This is a genomic window from Clostridia bacterium (assembly GCA_017620395.1).
GTDB lineage: Bacteria > Bacillota > Clostridia > Oscillospirales > RGIG8002 > RGIG8002.
In genome coordinates, this window is the sequence record JAFZQJ010000003.1 from 82,198 (window position 1) to 100,993 (window position 18,796).

At 60.8% G+C, this 18,796-nt stretch carries 16 protein-coding genes and 1 tRNA gene; 5 read left to right on the plus strand and 12 right to left on the minus strand.

What is annotated here, in order from left to right:
* Nucleotides 1-208: 208 nt before the first annotated feature.
* A complete protein-coding gene (locus J5441_00555) occupies nucleotides 209-424 on the minus strand; it encodes a hypothetical protein (protein MBO4933651.1) in 216 nt (71 codons plus the stop codon).
* Nucleotides 424-2,598 carry a hydratase gene (locus tag J5441_00560; protein ID MBO4933652.1) on the minus strand — a complete coding sequence of 725 codons (2,175 nt, stop codon included), beginning with the start codon at nucleotides 2,596-2,598 and terminating at the stop codon, nucleotides 424-426. The genes J5441_00555 and J5441_00560 overlap by 1 nt, the downstream gene beginning before the upstream one ends.
* A 236-nt stretch (nucleotides 2,599-2,834) precedes the next feature.
* Between J5441_00560 and gdhA the strand changes: the two genes are divergently transcribed.
* From gdhA to J5441_00575, 3 genes are all read left to right on the plus strand, one after another.
* Nucleotides 2,835-4,181 carry an NADP-specific glutamate dehydrogenase gene (gdhA, locus tag J5441_00565; protein ID MBO4933653.1) on the plus strand — a complete coding sequence of 449 codons (1,347 nt, stop codon included), beginning with the start codon at nucleotides 2,835-2,837 and terminating at the stop codon, nucleotides 4,179-4,181.
* Between the two features lie 130 nt (nucleotides 4,182-4,311).
* Nucleotides 4,312-5,181, plus strand: a complete 870-nt coding sequence (locus tag J5441_00570) for a 2-oxo acid dehydrogenase subunit E2 (protein ID MBO4933654.1) — start codon at nucleotides 4,312-4,314, stop codon at nucleotides 5,179-5,181.
* Between the two features lie 325 nt (nucleotides 5,182-5,506).
* Nucleotides 5,507-7,390, plus strand: coding sequence for a hypothetical protein (locus J5441_00575; GenBank protein MBO4933655.1), 1,884 nt, complete (start codon nucleotides 5,507-5,509; stop codon nucleotides 7,388-7,390).
* Between the two features lie 262 nt (nucleotides 7,391-7,652).
* Here the strand turns inward: J5441_00575 and J5441_00580 are convergent, their stop codons facing one another.
* From J5441_00580 to J5441_00590, 3 genes are all read right to left on the minus strand, one after another.
* Nucleotides 7,653-8,234: a hypothetical protein gene (locus tag J5441_00580; protein ID MBO4933656.1), complete on the minus strand. Its 582-nt coding sequence runs from the start codon at nucleotides 8,232-8,234 to the stop codon at nucleotides 7,653-7,655.
* A gap of 532 nt (nucleotides 8,235-8,766) precedes the next feature.
* On the minus strand, nucleotides 8,767-9,390 hold the full coding sequence (locus J5441_00585; GenBank protein ID MBO4933657.1) for a DUF47 family protein: 624 nt from the start codon (nucleotides 9,388-9,390) through the stop codon (nucleotides 8,767-8,769).
* Between the two features lie 43 nt (nucleotides 9,391-9,433).
* Complete coding sequence (locus tag J5441_00590) at nucleotides 9,434-10,489, minus strand: inorganic phosphate transporter (protein MBO4933658.1); 1,056 nt, start codon at nucleotides 10,487-10,489, stop codon at nucleotides 9,434-9,436.
* A gap of 259 nt (nucleotides 10,490-10,748) precedes the next feature.
* Here J5441_00590 and J5441_00595 point away from each other — a divergent pair.
* A tRNA-Gln gene (locus tag J5441_00595) sits at nucleotides 10,749-10,822 on the plus strand.
* Between the two features lie 52 nt (nucleotides 10,823-10,874).
* Here J5441_00595 and J5441_00600 read toward each other — a convergent pair.
* Complete coding sequence (locus tag J5441_00600; GenBank protein MBO4933659.1) at nucleotides 10,875-12,668, minus strand: ATP-binding protein; 1,794 nt, start codon at nucleotides 12,666-12,668, stop codon at nucleotides 10,875-10,877.
* Between the two features lie 35 nt (nucleotides 12,669-12,703).
* Complete coding sequence (locus J5441_00605) at nucleotides 12,704-13,570, minus strand: HD domain-containing protein (protein MBO4933660.1); 867 nt, start codon at nucleotides 13,568-13,570, stop codon at nucleotides 12,704-12,706.
* A gap of 532 nt (nucleotides 13,571-14,102) precedes the next feature.
* Here J5441_00605 and J5441_00610 point away from each other — a divergent pair.
* Nucleotides 14,103-14,921 (plus strand): YwaF family protein, encoded by an 819-nt coding sequence (locus tag J5441_00610; GenBank protein MBO4933661.1) that lies wholly within the window; start codon nucleotides 14,103-14,105, stop codon nucleotides 14,919-14,921.
* Between the two features lie 208 nt (nucleotides 14,922-15,129).
* Here J5441_00610 and J5441_00615 read toward each other — a convergent pair whose 3' ends face one another.
* The 5 genes from J5441_00615 to J5441_00635 form a co-directional block, all read right to left on the minus strand.
* Entirely contained in the window at nucleotides 15,130-15,819 is a 690-nt protein-coding gene (locus tag J5441_00615; GenBank protein ID MBO4933662.1) for an SGNH/GDSL hydrolase family protein, read from the minus strand.
* Nucleotides 15,820-15,888: 69 nt separating this feature from the next.
* A complete protein-coding gene (locus J5441_00620) occupies nucleotides 15,889-16,674 on the minus strand; it encodes a hypothetical protein (GenBank protein MBO4933663.1) in 786 nt (261 codons plus the stop codon).
* The gene (locus J5441_00625) at nucleotides 16,671-17,009 is read right to left on the minus strand and encodes a PadR family transcriptional regulator (GenBank protein MBO4933664.1); all 339 of its coding nucleotides are present in this window, start codon (nucleotides 17,007-17,009) and stop codon (nucleotides 16,671-16,673) included. Before J5441_00625 ends, J5441_00620 begins: the two co-directional genes overlap by 4 nt.
* Before the next feature lie 359 nt (nucleotides 17,010-17,368).
* Nucleotides 17,369-18,460 (minus strand): sodium ion-translocating decarboxylase subunit beta, encoded by a 1,092-nt coding sequence (locus J5441_00630; protein ID MBO4933665.1) that lies wholly within the window; start codon nucleotides 18,458-18,460, stop codon nucleotides 17,369-17,371.
* A 99-nt stretch (nucleotides 18,461-18,559) separates the two neighbouring features.
* Nucleotides 18,560-18,796, minus strand: a 237-nt coding sequence (locus J5441_00635) for a biotin/lipoyl-binding protein (GenBank protein ID MBO4933666.1), incomplete at its 5' end; no start/stop codon positions are given.

Genomic DNA, 18,796 nt, shown 5'->3' on the forward strand with positions numbered 1-18,796 from the left:
TTGAGCTTCCGTTAAACTTCGAACGCCTCCCTCAGACGAGGGAGGCGTCATTTTTTCGCGGGAAAAATGACGGAGGGAGGGAAAAGCCGTTCGCGTCAGCGAATATATCGCGCCGCCGATGCAGAGATTCCCTCCCCCTTCTTATTTCGGGCAACGCCCGAAATAAGAAGACAGCCCCCTCGTCTGAGGGGGCTGCCCGGGCGTGTCGTTATATTTCAAATTCTTCTTTATTATGCTCCTGCAGCTTCGGGGCCGGCATCGGGACGCGCTTGAACGGATCGTATTCATACTTTTTGCAGACGTCCGAGGAATATACCTGTCCCTTTTTGATGCAGAAGCATTTGCCGTCCTCCGTTTCCGCCGAGTGAGCGCAGAGGGCGCAGCTCGGCTCTACGCCTTCGCCGAGGCGAAGCTTGTTTTTCATCACGCGTTCCCCTTTCCGTAATAGTTCGCCAGACAGCCGGCGAGGATAATGTCGCGCTCCTGCGCCGTCATCGCGGGCAGGTTCAGGGTAATTTCACGGCGTTCGCCGTTTCTTATCACGACGGCGGGTATCTCCTCCGCGCCGGAGGCGACGAGCTCGCGGACGCGCGGGATATAAACGTAGTCGCCCTTCTCGAGCGAGTCTGTATCCTCGAACTCAAACGGCAGCATGCCCCAGTTGACGAGGTTGCTGCGGTAGCGCTTGGTCGCGTATTTGCGCGCGATATTCGCCTTGCCGCCGAGCACGCGCTGGCAGGACGCCGCCTGTTCGCGCGCGGAGCCGTCGCCGGGGCGCACCGCCACGAGCAGGCTCGCGACGCGGGTGGTCGCCGGATCGAACTGAGGCACGTCGCGCTTTATCTCATCCGCGGTAAGCGCGGAGATGCGTTCGCATTCCGGCACGTAGTCCGGCGCCTTGCGCGAGAGCGCGAAGCGCGCCAGCCGCAGCGGGTTGGAACGGTAGGAGGAGGTTTCACCCGACGGGATAAGCTCGTCGGTGGTGGTAACGCCGTCGCGCAGCGCGCAGGCGACGCGGAAAAGCATATTTTCGGCAAGGTCGTCCATCTCCGGCCAATCGGCGATGTTCGGGCCCTTCTCGAGCGCGGTCTCCGGCTTCGCGGCGCCGACGCCCTTGTAGACGCGCTTATCGTAGCTCGACGCGTCGAACTCGCAGCCGTACTCGCGCTCGGGGATGCCGAGCTCCGTCGCGGGAGTAAGCCGCCCGCCGTTCGCGGCGGTAGCCGCTATCGAGCGCGCGTCCATCAGCGCGACGAACGCCGACTGCCCCTCGCCGGGCTTGCTGCCCTCGCGGTTGGGGAAGTTGCGGGTGGTATGCCGCACCGAGAGCGTGCCGTTCGCGGGGATGTCGCCCGCGCCGAAGCAGGGGCCGCAGAAGGCGGTCTTCAGCACCGCGCCCTGCGCGATAAGCCGCTCCGCGACGCCGTTTTTCATCAGCCGCGCGTAGACCGGCTGGCTCGCGGGATAGAGCGAAAGCTCGCCGCGATTGCCGCCGAGCGCTTCGAGTATATCCGCCGCGGCGGCGAGGTTTTCGTAGCCGCCGCCCGCGCAGCCGGCGATTATATGCTGACGCGCGGTCAGCCGTCCGTCCTTCACGAGCGGGCGCAGGTCGCAGCCCCTCTCCGCCTGCGCGGCGAGGATATCGGCGGCGTTTTCGTTCAGCTCCTTTATCGTGAAGACGTTGGAGGGGTGGAACGGCAGCGCGATCATATTCTCGATCTTGTCGAGGTCGACTACTATCGCGCCGTCGTAGCACGCCGCGGGCGCGGGATCGAGCCGTTTATAGTCCTGCGGACGCCCGTGCGCCGTCAGGTATTCCTTTATCTTTTCGTCGGTGCGCCAGACGGACGAGAGGCAGGTCGTTTCCGTCGTCATGACGTCCACGCCGAAGCGGTATTCCGCGCTCATCGCGCCGACTCCCTCGCCGACGAACTCCATTATCTTATTCTTGACGAAGCCGTTCTCGAAGACCGCGCCGATGATCGCGAGCGCGACGTCCTGCGGGCCGACGCCCGCCTTGGGCGCGCCTTTGAGATAAACGCATATCACTTCCGGCTTCGCGACGTCGTAGGTCCTGCCGAGAAGCTGCTTGACCAGCTCGCCGCCGCCTTCGCCCACTCCGAGCGTGCCGAGCGCGCCGTAGCGCGTGTGGCTGTCGGAGCCGAGGATCATTTTTCCGCATCCGGCGTACATCTCGCGCATATACTGGTGAATGACCGCGACGTGCGGCGGGACGAACTCGCCGCCGTACTTCACCGCCGCGGAGAGCCCGAAGCGGTGGTCGTCTTCGTTGATCGTGCCGCCGACGGCGCATAAGCTGTTGTGGCAGTTGGTCAGCACGTAGGGTATCGGGAACTTATCCAGGCCGCTGATTCGCGCCGTCTGGATTATGCTGACGTAGGTTATGTCGTGGCTCGTCATCGCATCGAACTTCACGCGCAGCTGCTTTCCGTCGCCGGTATCGTGCGCCGCCAGAATGCGGTCCGCGATGCGGCCGGACGCCGCCGCCTCCGCGTCGAGCTGACACTCCGACGCCTTTTTAAGCTCCGTGCCGTTCAGCAGGAAGACTTTTTCATTTATAAGGGTTATTCCGTTCAATTTTTGCCTCCGTTCGGGATCTGAACGCGACCGAAACGCTTTAACATTTCAGCGCATTAAACACAAAAAGTTTTAATCATAATCTAATTGTAATTCATATTTGACAAAAAATCAACCCGCGCGCAAAAAAATGTTGCATATCGGGCGTTACGGTGCTATAATTCGTCTATAAAAATGAGTGTTTCCGATCGTGCGGCGCGGCCGCCGCGGGACGCCCTCAAGAAAGGAAGAATACTATGGAAATCAAAAACGCGTATCTTGCTGAGCTCTACGACCGCGTCGCGAAGCGCAACGCCGGCGAAAAAGAGTTCCTCCAGGCCGTGGGCGAGGTGCTCGAATCCCTCTCCCCCGTCGCCGACAAGCGTCAGGATCTGATCGACGCCGGCGTTTTCGACCGCATCGTCGAGCCGGAACGCTTCGTTCAGTTCCGCGTCGCGTGGGTTGACGACAGCGGCAAGGTGCAGGTCAACAGAGGCTACCGCGTGCAGTTCAACTCCGCGATCGGCCCCTATAAGGGCGGCCTGCGTCTGCATCCCTCCGTATGCGCCTCCGTCATCAAGTTCCTCGGCTTCGAGCAGGTCTTCAAGAACAGCCTGACCGGTCTGCCGATGGGCGGCGGCAAGGGCGGCAGCGACTTCGACCCGAAGGGCAAGAGCGACGGCGAGATCATGCGTTTTTGCCAGAGCTTTATGACCGAGCTGTGCCGCCACATCGGCGCGGACACGGACGTTCCCGCCGGCGATATCGGAGTCGGCGCACGTGAGATCGGATATCTCTTCGGCCAGTATAAGCGCATACGCAACGAATTCGTCGGCGTGCTGACCGGCAAGGGCCTGACCTACGGCGGCTCCCTCGCCAGAACGCAGGCGACCGGCTACGGCCTGTGCTACTTCGCCAAGTGTATGCTCGAGGGCGCCGGCAAGAGCTTCGACGGCAAGACCGTCGTCATCAGCGGCAGCGGCAACGTCGCCATCTACGCCTGCCAGAAGGCGCAGTCCTTCGGCGCGAAGGTCGTCGCGATGAGCGACTCCAACGGCTACGTTTACGATCCCGACGGCATCAAGTTCGACGTCGTGCGGCAGATCAAGGAGGTCGAGAGAGCCCGCATTTCCGAGTACGCAAAGCGCGTTCCGGGCGCGACCTACACCGAGGGCTGCAAGGGCATCTGGACGATCAAGTGCGACATCGCCCTCCCCTGCGCCACGCAGAACGAGATCGACGGCGAATCCGCCGCCATCCTCGTCAAGAACGGCTGCTTCGCGGTCGCCGAGGGCGCGAATATGCCCAGCACCCCCGAAGCCGTCGAGTGCTTCAAGGCCGCGGGCGTCCTCTTCGGACCCGCGAAGGCCGCCAACGCCGGCGGCGTCGCCACCAGCGGACTTGAGATGAGCCAGAACTCCCTGCGCCTTTCCTGGACCTTCGAGGAGGTCGACGAAAGACTGCACGGCATAATGAAGAACATCTACGCGAACGCCGTCGCCGCCGCCGCCGAATACGGCTGCGCGGGCGACCTCGTCGCGGGCGCGAACATCGCCGGCTTCCTGAAGGTCGCCGAGGCGATGAAGGCCCAGGGCGTCTGCTGACACCGTACAATTTACCCCGATCCGACGCCGGCGCTTTTTCAGCGCCGGCGCCGACGTATCCTTGACAAATATCGGGAAACATAGTATAATATGAAACAATAAACCGTAACCGACTACCGGAGGTGGCACAATGTTCGGACACAGATCTGACGGCAGAAAAATAAAGAGTCTCGACCCGCTGTTTTACGCGATCCCGCACCTTATGCCGAGGCGCGACGACTCGATGGTCTTCGCCGATATGAATATCGAAATGACCGAGCTCGACCGCTACGTCAAGGAAAAGCGCGCCGAATGCCCCGACATTTCTCACATGACCGTCATTATGGCGGCGATGGGCAGAGTCATGGCGGAAAAACCGTTTCTCAACCGCTTCATCATCGGCAGGCGCATCTACGCGAGAAAGTATATCAGCGTCTGCTATAACATACTGACCGAGTTCGGACCGGAAAACCCGCGCGAAGACATCATCAAGCTCTATTACGAGAACGGCGACGACGTCTTCAAAGTCACCAAGCGCGCCGCCGACGCGATAAAGAATATGCGCGAGACCGCCGCGAAAGCGCAGACGACCTCCGGTCTGGACAAGTTCCTGAAGCTCGTCTTCCATCTGCCGACCTTTATGATCTCCGGCGCGATCCGCTTCCTCTTCTTCCTTGACAGGCGCGGAATGCTGACGAAGTCGCTGCTGGATATTTCGCCGCTGCACTCCTCGATGTATCTGACGAACATGGCGTCGCTCGGCATGGGCAGCGTCAAGCACCACCTCTATGAAAACGGCACCGTCAGCCTCTTCCTCGCGCTCGGCAAGCGCGAGTTCACCCCCGTCTTCGACAGGGAGGGGCTCGAGAAGACGAAGCGCACGATGAACGTCACCTTCACCGTTGACGAGCGCATCTGCTCCGGATACGTTTTTTCACGCTGCCTGCGCTTGTTCGAGCACTACCTGCGCCATCCCGAAGAACTCGAGCAGCCGATGGAAATAAGACAGGACGTAAAATAAAAATAACGGGGTTTTTTAATCCCCGTTATTTTTTAATGAATGCTGAAGATTGAATACTTAATAACGAATAATTAAAGGAACAAACCGCCGGAGGCGGTTTGAACGGACCGGACCTCCCTCAGACGAGGGAGGTGGATTGACGGAGCGGAGCGACGGCAAGACGGAGGGAGGGAAAAGCCCTGCCTGCGCCGCGGCGTTTGCGTTTCAGACGGCCTTTTCCCTCCCTCAGTCTCGGACGGCTTGACAGCCGACCTCGACAGCTCCCTCATCTGAGGGAGCTCTCCGCACTTCATCTTCTACTCCACTTAAAAAAGGAGCCGCGCCTATGCTTCGCACGATTACACGAAACGACTTCACGCTGATGCTCGATCACGACGCCCGCCTGCGCGGGCTTACGCTGCTGCGCGGCGAACGCCTCGTCGCGGACGGCTTCGCGCTCCGCTCCGGCGGCGCGGACGTAACCGCGCCCGCGCTCGAAGGCGTGACCGAAACGCCGGACGGCGTTATCCTCTCCCTCGCGGCGAACGGCGCGGCGATCGAATGGGAGCTGCGCTTCGGCGGCGGCTTCTTCGACGACCGCGTTATCCTCACCTGCCCGAAGGACGCCTCGCCCGACGGCTTCTTCCTGCTGCTGACCTGCCCCGCCGCCGGAGCCGGCTTCATGCGGGTGCCGATGGGCGACCCGAACGAAAAGCCGCGCGTCCTCGGCGCCGACGAGCTCGGCGAAGGCGGCGAATGGGAGGGCGTCACCTTCTCGCGCGGAGACGAAGGCGTCTGCGTGGCGAAGCACCCCTCCGACCTGCGCCCCGTGTGGATTTCTCTGCGCCGGATCGGCGGCAAGCTGCTTTTCGGTGGCGCGGCGTACGTCTCACGCTTCGGCATCGCGCCCCCGCGCGAAGAGAACGCGGACGGAACGCGCGTCGACTTCCGCTTCACGCGCTATATGCTCTTCGAGGGCGGCGCGGAGGAGGGCTTCCGCTTCTACCGCGAGTTTATGCGCGAAAACGGCGTAACCCTGCCGGCGGACTACGACCCGCCGACGAACTATTGCGTATTCTACGAATCATGGTTCCTCGCGCCGCCGGAGATCGGCGAGTGCCACGGAATGGATTTCGACTTCCTTACCGGCAAAATGGCGGACTACGCGAGCGCCCTGCGCTGCGGACTGATATATCTCGATCAGGGCTGGGACAAGGTCTTCGGCTCGCTCGAATGGGACGAGCCGCGCCTGCGCAAGCCCGCGGAGCTCGTCGCCGCGCTGCGCGAAAAGGGGCTCGGGCTCGGCGCGCTGATCGCGATGCACGTTCAGGGCGACTGCCTGCCGGAGAGCGTTTATATGCGCGGCGAGGACGGCTCCGTCATCGCCGGCGACCCGTGGCATCCCATCGGCGTCTGCCCCTGCTCCGACGAGTATAAGCGGCTGCGCTACGACCGCCTCAAATACCTCGCCGACAGCGGCGTGAGCTTCTTCAGCTACGACTTCATGAACCTCGACGTGCCCTGCTGGTCGCACGAACACGATCACCCCGCGCCCTCCGACGCCTACTACGGCACTATGGCGCTGGTCGAGGGGCAGGAACGGCTGAAAGCCGAATGCCCCGACCTGCTGATCGAGAGCCACGACTGGTACAGCTCCGGCGGCTGCTACTACCCGATATACTGCTTCGGCGCAAGCCACCACGAGCGCTGGGGCTTCGAGTATATGTGGAAGCCGCTGGAAGACTACGCCAACGGCCGCGTGCAGAATCTTTACTGGTATAACCTCGCCTACGACAAGCCGCTCTATCTGCATATGGACCTGACCGGCGCGGGCGACAAGGCGGAGGTCTTCTGGTTTTACGCAAGCTTGGTGCGCCACCTCGGCGTTGGCAGCTACGGCAACCTCGACGAAGCGCACAAGAAGCTGATGCGCGACGCGGCCGCCGTCTACGCGGAGCTGAAGCCCTACTTCACCCGCGGCGCGTTCGACGGGCACGGGCCGACGGCGCATATTCATACACTGGGGGGCGAGGGCTCGGTCGTATGCCTCTTCGCGGAGGCGGAGGACAGGGCGGGCGAGGAGTTCTTCACCGCCGCGGAGCTCGGGCTTGAGCGCGTTTCCGAAGCGCGGCTGCTCTGGGGCGACGCGGAGGTTGAAGCTTCCGAAGGCGGCGTGAGGATCTCCCCGCGCTTCGAAGGCGACGGAGCCGTGATCGTCCGCGTGCGCTGACGCGCCCGGGGGACGGACAATGATATATCGCCCGTTCGGGCGATCATAACTCTAAACTCTAAACTCTAAACTCAAAACTCAAAACTCAAAACTCAAAACTCAAAACTCAAAAACCCCGTCCGAATCGGACGGGGTTTTCTTTAAGTTATGAGTTCGCGGCAAGCCGCTGCACCTCATCCGTCATCGCCGCATCCGCGCCGATGACACCTTCCCCTCAAGGGGAAGGCATGCGGACGAGCGATGCTCGTCCCTACGCGTTCGCTTATCCGAGCCAGAGAGTCGCGAGGACCGTTTCTTCCATCTTCTCGTACTCGGCGGCGTCGCTGCCGCGCGTGAGGACGACTTCGTAGACGGCGTCGTCGGTCGCGGCGGCCATATAGAGTTTCTTTCCGTTGTCGCTCGCGCGCCAGGTCGTGCCGTTGACGACCTTGTCGGAAAGGGCGCCGACGCCGCTGTTGCTCGCGAGGACGGATTTGGCGATATACGCGTCGAGCTCAAAATCCGCGCTCAGGCCGCTGACGCAGATATTCAGGTCGGTGCCCGCGGCGGTGTAGTAATTATACACACCGAGCATGCCGTTATACTCGTTCTCGGTCATGCCCTCGGGGTATTCGGCGTAGAGGTCGTAGATCTCGACGGGTACGCCGCCGGCGGTCGGACGCTGCGCTGCAGACGAGCTCTCCGGTCCGGAACCGGATTCGCCGCCCTGTTCGCCGCCGGATCCGACGGCCGAGCCGCCGGCTTCGGAGCCCGCGGGCGCGGCGGGTTTTTCGCCGCAGGCGGCGAAAAGAAGCAGCGCCGCAAGCAGCAGCGCAAGGATGGAGATCACGCGTTTGGTTTTCATGATAAACGCTCCTTTGTCGTGTATGATTATGTCATTCTGAGCGAACGGAGCCGGAGGCGCAGTGAGTCGAAGAATCTCGGGTAATCATTAGGATTCCGAGCAAGGCAAGGGATCTCATTTTCAGATACTTCGGCGCGTCGCGCCTCAGTATTCGGGAGATAACGTAAGATCCTTCGACTTCGCGGCGTTCCGCCGCTTCGCTCAGGATGACAAATAGAAACGCTTATGCGTAAATGCGCGGACGAGCAATGCTCGTCCCTACGGTTTGCTTTCTATGCGTACTTCCGCGTTCTGTCATTCCGAGGAGCCGCAGGCGACGAGGAATCCCCTTCCCTATGCAGCCGTCTGCATAAGGTGTGGGATCCTTCGGGCTTCGCCCTCAGGATGACAGCAACTTCGGCGTCTTATCTTCAATCAAGCAACGCGGAGAAATGGTATTTTCAGATGATTTGCGGCGCGGAAGGACGACGGCTAGGCTATTGCCTGCCGAGGACGACAAGCCGCAAAGGGCTGAAAATAACATTTCGTCGTCTTAGCTGTTTTTCATGATGACGCTCTCGCATACGTTCGCCACGTGCTCGCACGCGTCGCAGCATTTCTCGAGGCGTTCGTAGCAGTAGGTCAGCGGCAGGAGCTTGGTCGCGTCGGCGCACTCGGCGTAGAGCGAGTGCATGCTCTCGACGTAGAGCTTGTCGCCCTCCTCCTCCATGCTGTTGACGTCGATGATGAGGGCGCCGATGCGCTCGGACTTGCGGAACTTCGGGAACTCCTCCATAACGTCGCGCAGGGTGCGGCAGCACATGGCGATGATTTTGGTGAAGCGCTGCGCCGCGGGCGGCACCTCGGTCATGTTATACATGTATATGCGCAGGTAGACGTCCTCTATGCAGTCGACGACCTCGTCGATCTCGCTGGCGAGGTGCGCGATGTCCTCGCGCTCGATGGGCGGGACGAACTCGCGCGAGAGGTTGTCGATGATCTCATGCTTGACGTGGTCGGCCCGGTTCTCGATGACGTGCAGGCGCGTGCGCGTTTCCTCGACCTTGTCGGGGTGGAAGTCGGTGATCTCCGCTTCGAGCAGCTCCGCCGCGTCCACCGCGCAGACGGTCATATCGTAGAACGCGCGGAAGTAATCAAAACCTTTTTTTCTTGCCATAGCTTCCTCCTAAAACGTCGCCTTTGAGGCGAGGGCGTATCACTTAAAATATACGAAGCGCGAGCCAGGTCAGCGCGTAGCCGATGGCGCCGCAGAACGGAAAGACGATGAACCACGAATATATAAGGCGCTTTGAAAGCCCCCAGTTGACGTTGGTCAGACGCTTCGACGCGCCGGTGCCCATGATGGCGGCGGTCTTCGCGTGGGTGGTGCTGATGGGAAGTCCGGTCAGGGTGGCGATCAGCACGCAGGTCGCGCCCGCGAAGTCCGCGGAGAACGCCTCATAGCGCTCCATCTTGACCATATCCATACCGACGGACTTGATTATGCGCGTGCTGCAGAACGCCGAGCCGATACCCATCACAAGCGCGACGGCGAGCATCATCCAGTACGGGACGGCGGTTTCGGAGGCGCTCTCGCCCCTCATCATGCAGGCGGCGATAAACATTATCGCGATGAACTTCTGACCGTCCTGCGCGCCGTGCATGAAGGACATGAACGCGCCGGAGCCGATCTGCGCCAGCTTGAACGGGCGGTCGTATTTGCGCCTGTCCGCGCGGCGGAAGAGGAATCCGATGACGCGGGTGTAGAGGATGCCGAGCCCCGCGCCGACGACTATCGAAACGGCGAGGCCGTAAAGCACCTTTTGCCACTCGCCGAAGTTTATCGCCCTGAAGCTGCCGACGGCGGCGATAGCCGCGCCGGAGATGCCGGCGATGAGCGAATGGCTCTGGCTGCTCGGCAGTCCGAACGCCCAGGCGACTACCGCCCAGACGACGACGGCGACGAGTCCGGCGCAGAGCGCGACCATCGAGACGTGCTTATCCGGACCGAAATCCAGCATATTCGCCATCGTGCTGACGACGGCGGGGGTGATTATGCTCATCACGAAGACGCCGAGGAAATCGAAAAACGCGGACATCAAAAGCGCCGCGCGCGGCCGCATACAGCGGCTCGAAACGCAGGTCGCGATCGAATTCGGCGCGTCCGTCCAGCCGTTGACGAAGACGCCCGCGAGCGTCAGCAGCACCGCGATGAGCAGCACCGGATTCGTGAACATCGTATTCAGGAAGTCGCCCGAAGGCAGCCATGAACCCATAAGCCTTTTTTCCTTCTCTTTTCGCGTTTTGCCGGCGCGGAACGACGCCGCGCCGCAATCCCTTATGTTAATGATACCATACAACCGCCGCAATTTCAAGGGGAAATTCGACCGGGGGCGCGCCGCGGCGCGTTTTTTCGGCAAAAACCGCGGGGCGCGCGCGGACAAGACCGGTTAAGTCGGATTTTCGACAAAAAAGTGTTGACAATTCTGATTTTTCGGTTATAATATAACTTGCGTTCGAAAAAAGGCGCGGTATTGCCGAATTGTGTAATGGTAGCACGACAGACTCTGACTCTGTTTGTCTGGGTTCGAATCCTAGTTCGGCAACCAGAAAAAGCACCCCTTGCGGGGTGCTTTTTTTATGCGGAAGTCATGCCGCGGCTCACACGGTTATTATCAGGTTGTTCGTATTCATAGTCGAGGTGTAGGAGATGTCCTTCGCGGCGGCCATGACGGTGCGGATGCCGACGCCCTTCTCCGGATTCTCCGGATCGTACTCCCACTTCTCCGCCTTCTCCTTGAAGTTGAAAAGCACGCAGTCGTCGCGCAGGCGCAGGACGGGCGCGCCGTCCTTGACTATCACGCGTACCGCGAGGTTATGCGGTTTGCCGTCCTTAGTGAAGCCGTGTTTGATGACGTTGACCGCCATCTCCTCCGCGCAGAGCGCGAGGCGGTTGGCGGTCTTCGCGTCCACGCCGCGGTCGGCGCAGAAGCCGGCGAGGCGTTCCGCGAAGGCGGCGGACTCCTCCACCGTCTGCGGCGAGGCCTCTATAAGATCCCCGTCCGGCACGCCGAAGCCGCGCGGCAGGAACATATACGCCTCCGCGCCGCTCCTGCTCTTATTCCTGAAGGCAAATGCGCTTATCAATATCAGCGCGCTGAGCAGCGCCTGCCCTATCGGGAAGGCGAGCCAGACGCCCGTTATGCCCATAAACGAACTGAGCGCGTAAGCCGCGGCCGCGGGGAGCGCGACCTCGATGCCGATATTCACGAGGTTGGACGCCCAGACGCGCGAAAGCGCCTGCAGATAGCCCGCGGCCGATACGTTGAACGCGAGGAACGGCAGGCAGCACGCGTAACAGCGCAGCGCCGACGTCGCCATATCCCGCGTCGCCCCCGCCTCCGGTATGAACACCGCGGCGATGAACGGCGAAACGCAGAACACCGCGGCCGCAAGCGCGGTCACGCCGATCACTATATCCTTCACGGCGGTCGAGAACACGGTCTTCAGCCCGCGCGTATTCTGTTCGCCGACCATTATGCCGCTCATCATCAGCACCGCGCCGCCTATCCCCCAGCCGAGCGAGCCGAGCGCGAAGGAACTGCCGGTGCCCGCGGAGAGCGCGGTCACGCCCGCGTCTCCGGCGATGCGGAGCACGAGCGCGTTCAGCAGTATCGGGAGCAGGGCGCGGCCGAGCATACAGACCGCGCGCGGAGCGCCGTCCTTCAGCAGCGGCGCAATATTCTTCGCCCGCATCTCCTTCGCGGAGTAGCGGAGCGATCTCTTCTTTTTGCCCGCGAAGTGCAGGAGCACTACTGCGAGGGCGGCGTAATGGCCTATCGCGCTCGCCAGTCCCATTCCGAACATCCCGCCGTCGAATACGAATATGTTGAGCAGGTCGCCCGCTATATCCACGGCGGCGCTGACGACGCTTGCGACCTTCGGGAGCGTCGCGGCTCCGTCAAGCTGCAGCATCGGAGTCAGCACGACAAACATTATGAAGCCCGGCGCGCCGATGAATATGCCGCGCAGGTAAACGACGGTGTCGGAAAAGACCTCCGCGCTCGCCGCCTTCGCGCCGAAAAGTCCCGCGAGCCCCTCCGTGAAAACGAGTCCGCCGACGCAGAACAGCGCGGAAAGCGCGACGCCGAGCGTTACGGTCAGCGAGTAAACGCCGGAAAGCCCCTTCGGATCGCCGCGGCCGACGGCCTTCGTCATCATATTGATGCTGCCGACCATCAGAATGCCGCTGATTATCGAGGCGATGCTGAAATACGGGCCGCCGAGGCCGAACGCCGCGAGCGCTCCCGCGCCGAGGAACCGCCCCGTCAGCATGGAGTCTATTATCGCGGTCAGCGCTCCCGTCAGCTCCGCTATGAGCAGCGTTACCATCGCGCTCTGGAAGAGCTTAGCCGTCATCGCTTTATCCGCTTTGTCAACGCCCGTTCGCGCCATGCGTCCGCCGCCTTTCTTTCGTTGTTCCGATCGGGTCAAAGCTCCCTGATAAGCACCTTTTTCTGCGAAATGCTATGAGGCGTGCGCCCTATGACCGCGGCGCGGCATTCGTCGAGCGTAGCCTGCATCTTGACGGCCATCTTCTTTATCTCTTCAAAAATGCCCGCGTCGGAGGAATCGACGGCCAGCGTGAACGCGTCTTCGGTTATCTCAAGCCCGTGCACCGCGCGGTGCATATTGAAAGAAAGTATGTTCGCGACCTCCTTGTCGCCGTAAAGCAGCGGCGAGTTGCGGTCGGAGGCGACGTCGATCTCGTCCGCGAGGCGTATCAGCGCCGCGAGGTATGGCAGGCAGACCGTGTTCCCGTTCGGCATTTTCAGCGCGACGGGGTATTCGGCTTCGTCCTTCAGGTCGGTGCGGCGGTGTCCGAGCGCGATCTCCGCGACCGCGCGCAGGTGCTCCTGCGACGGCAGCTCGAAGAGATCGGCGTATTTCCTGATGAAAAACCAGGAGTATTGGTGATGATACGCGCGTATGGTGTTTTTTATATCGTCCGGATTGTTGGCGTCGAAAAAGTCGCCGAACTCCATCTCGCGCGAGAACTCCTCATAGTCCTTTTTCGTCACTCCCATGCCGGTGTCGTGGAAGTAGCAGCCCATCAGCAGCGAATATATCTCGTCGGCGTTCAGCGCGTCGATCCCGTCGCCGATGAGCCTGTTGCAGAAGTTGATGACGGTCAGCGAGTGGAGCTCCGAGTGGTCAGTGTAGTCCGGGAAGATGAGCTTGTAGTTCGACAGTATGCGCTGCAGGCAGAAGACCGCGTCCGTGAAGCGCTTGTGAAGCTCCGGATCGAGCGCTTTCAGCCTGCGCTCCATCGCGAAGTCGTGCTTGTACTCATCCATTCGTCTTCCTCCTCCCGCGGCGGATTTAAGTTTACGGTATGATTATACCATTATTGTAAGGCGCCGTCAATGAGATTTATATCGCCGCGCCTGCCGACCCGAGCGGAGTAAAGCGAGTCAAAGGATCTCACACAGCGCAGCGGGCAGGTCTGTCATCCTGAGCCCGCAGGGCGAAGGAGCACCCAAGCGAACGCAGGGCGTCTGTCATCCTGAGCGGAGGCGAAGCCGGAGTCGAAGGATCTTAAAGACGAGGTCGTGTTAATAATAAAAGTGTGTATTCGGAGCAGCCGTTAATGCTCATACTCCGAATACACACTTTTTCTATTACAACGCCGTTCCCTTCAGGATCCTTCGACTGCGCTCCCTGCGGTCGCTCCGCTCAGGATGACACGAACACGGCTTGCTGCGTGAGTGCGCGGACGAGCAATGCTCGTCCCTACGGGTGACGAACGCGGCGCGGGCGCGAAAATCACTGTTCCCTTTCCGCGCAAACCGTGTTATAATACACTTATAAACTCAACGGGGGCGCGGTATGAACTACAGCTTCTTTGACTACAAGTACAACATCGAGGGGTTCGATTCCGACTTTTTCTCCACCGAGCACATCATCTTCATCGCGCTGGCGTACGTACTCACGCTGCTGCTCTGTTGGGTCTTCCGCAGGGCGCGGCACGAGCGCATCGACATCGGGCTGAAGGTGCTTTCGATAGCGATGGTGCTGCTCGAAGCGACGAAGATAACGTGGGAAAGCTATTACGATATAACCACGGGGCGCGGCTTCAACCGGTACGGCCTGCTGCCGATATACACCTGCTCGCTTTTCATCTACGCGCTGCTCGTCGCCGCCTGGACGAAGGGCAAGCCGCGGGAGTACTGCCTGAGCTTCATCACGACGATAAGCCTGCTCTACGGCGCGGTCGGCGTCGTCTACTGCAACGGGCTGAACTTCTACCCGTTCTGGACTTTCGGCGCGTTTTATTCGATGTTCTTCCACACGACGATGTTCGCGACCGGCGTCTTCCTGCTCGCGACGCGGTATAAGGCGCTCGAGTGGAAGGATTCGCTCCGCGCCATGGTGCCGGTGCTGATCCTCGCGGCTGTCGCGATACCGGTCAACCACTTCCTCGGTTCCGACTATATGATGATATACAGCGGCAGCGGAGTGCCGTTTTACGAAGGCCTCGCCGCCTCCCTCGCGGAGAAGGGATTGCGCTTCGTCTACACCGGCATAATGCTCGCCACGCATATCCCGCTCGCCCTGCTCGTCATCGCGCTCTATAAGCTCGCGAAAGCGGCGAACGCGAAGGCGTGCGGAGGCGAAGCCGCCGGCGTTCACGAAGCGAACTCATAACCCGCGCAAAGCGCGATCATAGCTCTGAACCGTAAACTTATGAGCGAAAACCGCTTCCCTGTAGGGAAGCGGTTTTTGAGTTCAGAGTTTACAACTGTGACGCGGCTTCGCCGCGGTTATGAGCCCGCCTGCGGCGGGCGCTTACGCCGCTTCGCGGCTACACCTCATCCGCCCCTTCGGGGCACCTTCCCCTCAAGGGGAAGGCTTTTCACGCGCTCACTCCGCTGAAATTGCCCTTGCGGTACTCTTCCGCGATGGTGTGGTAGATCAGGTCGTAGCCCTTCTCGTTCGGGTGGATGCCGTCGCTGGAGATCAGGCGCTCGTAATGCCTATCCTGCAGGAAGACCGAACGTATGTCGATCAGCTTGACGTCCAGCTCCTTGGCGAGCTCGACGACCTTGAGGTTATACATCTCCTGCCAGCGGTAGATGGTATGCGTGCCGCCGAGCCATTTCAGTATGTTCTCGCCGTTCTTGTCGCGGCTTATCCAGCGGAAGTACCGCTCCGCGACGATCGGCGGGAAGGTCAGTATCACGAGGTTGCCGCCGGCGTTGACGATCAGCTCGATCAGGCGGCGGTAAGCCTTCTCGAAAACGCCGCAGGGCGTTTTACATTCGTGCTCGCCCTCCGGATCGTCCGAAACGCGCTGCCAGTCGAAGTCGCAGTCGTTGCCGCCAAGCTCGAGGAATACGCTGTCGTACTGCCCGAGCTCCGCGCTGTGCCGCTGCACGACGGGCAGCGCCTTCGCGAGCGTGCAGCCGAAGCAAGCGTAGTTTTTCACCTCGAGCTCCTCGCCGGTCAGCCCGACGACGTCCGGTTTGATTATCTTATACTTGCCCTCGTCCGGCAGGGCGACGCCCTTGCCGATCGAATCGCCGAAAATACATATCTTTTTCATAAGTAAGCACCTCTCTTGAGGAACGAACGCGGGATCTCCCGCAGTCTGGTTTTCCCTGTTTTGCCGCGGTCATTCTCTGCGCCTGCGGCGCAGCTCCGCGAAGTATATGGCGAACGCCACGATGACAAGGTAGAGCACGTAGACGAGCCAGGCGACGTTCCACGCGCCGGTGAAAACGGAGAACGCCAGGAAGATTATCGTCGTCACAAGGAAGCCGAGCCCGACCAGCTCCCACCAGAACGCCTTCGTCCCGCGGGCAAAGAGCATCGTATCCGCGGTAAGCCAGAGCGCCGCGATAAGCAGCGCGACAAGCCAGCCTCTGCCCCACCAGTCCGCGCCGAAAAGCACCTTCGCGCCCAGACACGGCAGCACAAAGAGCAGCGGCACGAGCGACAGGAATATTCCGCCGAACGCCGAACGCGTCAGCACGCTGAAGCCGAAGGAACGCGCATAGTTATACAGCTTCACGGCGACGTAAACGACGTAGACGAACGAGCCGGCGACCATCAGCAGCCACGTCTTGTCGAAGCTCCCGAAGGTCACGAGGCTGAGGAAAAGATAAACGCATGTCAGCGCCAGCATGAACGCCGCGCTGAATGTCAGCAGTCCGATCAGCATACGCCTCAGCGCACCCATCGAGCTGCCGACTTCCGCTTCACGCACAGCGGCGGTGCAGTCGTTCATCAGCTCGCGCGCCTGCCGCGCCGCCTCGCTTTCATCGACTCCGGATGCCGTCAGATCGTCGTATTTGTCACACATCATCGAATACAGCTCGTCGCGCAGGTCGGTTATCTCCTTCGTTTTCGGATAGCGGCGGAACTTGCGCCACGCGTATTTTTTCAACTCTTCTCTCATTTTCCGTCGCCTCCTATCAGTTTATTCAATATCACGTTCAACTCGCGCCATTCGCGCGATTTCCGCTCGTGGTACTCCCTGCCCGCGGCGGTGATGGAGTAGTATTTGCGGCGTGCGCCGCCGTCCTCCTCCGCGCCCCAGTAGGTCGTGATGAGGCCGTCCTTCTCCATCCGCTTGAAGGCGGTGTATATCGTGGCGTCCTTGATGTCGATCATGCCCTCGCCCGCTTCGAGTATTCGCTTGAGGATCTCGTAGCCGTAGGAGTCGCCGCCGCGCAGGATCGCGAGGATCACCGTTTCGGTGTGTCCGCGCAGCACTTCGCCGGAATAGGTCAACTTCGCCGCCCCCTTGTCCTGTGTTTAGGTATCTAACGTGATTAGGTATTATTATAATAGCATCGGTTTTGCGTTTTGTCAAGAGGAAAAAATAAATTGAATGAATTGACAGCTCCGCCGCCGCGAATTGATCGCCGCGGCGATTATGAATTGCAGGCTCCGCTTGCGTGAACGAAAAAAACGGCTCCCTGACGGGGAGCCGTTTTGAACAATTCGAGCCGCAAGCGGTTCGCTGCATATTTATCACCGAAAAGCGAGGAGTTTTCGGATGATTTGCGGCGCGGAAAGCGCGAAGATTATGCTATTGCATATCGAGCGCGACAAGCCGCAAAGCGCCGAAAAGACCCGCTTTGGTTCTCTTACGCGAACAGCGCGTAGAGGAAGCCGGCAGCGACAGCGGAACCGATAACACCCGAGACGTTCGGGCCCATTGCGTGCATGAGCAGGAAGTTCGACGGGTTCGCCTTCTGGCCCTCGACCTGCGAGACGCGCGCCGCCATAGGAACGGCGGAGACGCCCGCGGAGCCGATCAGCGGGTTGATCTTGCCGCCGCTGATCACGTACATCAGCTTGCCGAGCAGGAGGCCGCCGACGGTGGAGAAGCAGAACGCGAAGAGGCCGAGGCCGATGATCTTGAGCGTATCGAGCTTCAGGAAGTTGCTCGCGACGGCGGTCGCGCCGACGGAAACGCCGAGGAAGATCGTGACGATGTTCATCAGCGCGTTCTGCGCGGTGTCGGAGAGGCGGTCGGTGACGCCGCACTCCTTAAGCAGGTTGCCGAGCATCAGGCAGCCGAGCAGCGGCGCGACGGACGGCAGGATCAGGCAGGTAACTATCGTTACGATTATCGGGAAGAGTATCTTCTGGGTCTTGGAGACGGGGCGGAGCTGCTCCATCTTGACCTCGCGCTCCTTCTTGGTCGTCAGCGCGCGCATTATCGGCGGCTGGATCAGCGGGATCAGCGCCATATACGAGTACGCCGCGACCGCGATGGGCGCAAGCAATTCGGGTTTCAGCGATTTCGTCAGCCATATCGCCGTAGGACCGTCCGCGCCGCCGATAATGCCTATCGAAGCCGCGCCCTGCGCGTCGAAGCCGAGGATTATCGCGAGCGCGAAGGCGACGTAGATGCCGAACTGCGCGGCCGCGCCGAGCAGCATCGACTTCGGATTCGCCATCATCGGGCCGAAGTCGGTCATCGCGCCGACGCCGAGGAATATCAGCGAGGGGTAGACGCCCGTCTTGACGCCGATGTAGAGTATGTCGAGCACGCCGCCGTGGCGGAGCACTTCGCCGTAGTTGATATCCGGAACGTTCCACCAGTCGGCGTGGAAAACGCCGCCGAGCGGAAGGTTCGTAAGAAGCATACCGAACGCGATGCCGACGAGCAGCAGCGGCTCAAACTTCTTCTTTATTCCGAGGTAAAGCAGCACGCAGGAAATGGCTATCATCACCACGGAACGCCAGTCGATATTGGCGATCAGCTGGTAAATGCCGGAGCTCTTCGCCAACTCGACGAAAGTGTCGAGAATGTTCAAAGCGCTACCCCCTTAACCCAGCGTAACGAGCGGATCGCCGCTGTTGACAGAAGCGCCCTTGGCGGTTATCACCTGCGCGACGACGCCGTCGCGGGGCGCCATGACCTCGTTCTCCATCTTCATCGCCTCGATGACGACGAGCACCTGCCCCTTCTTGACGGAGTCGCCGGCCGCGACCTTGATCGCGACGACGGCGCCGGGCAGCGGAGCGGGTACGACTTCGCCGCTGACGGCGACGGCCGGAGCGGC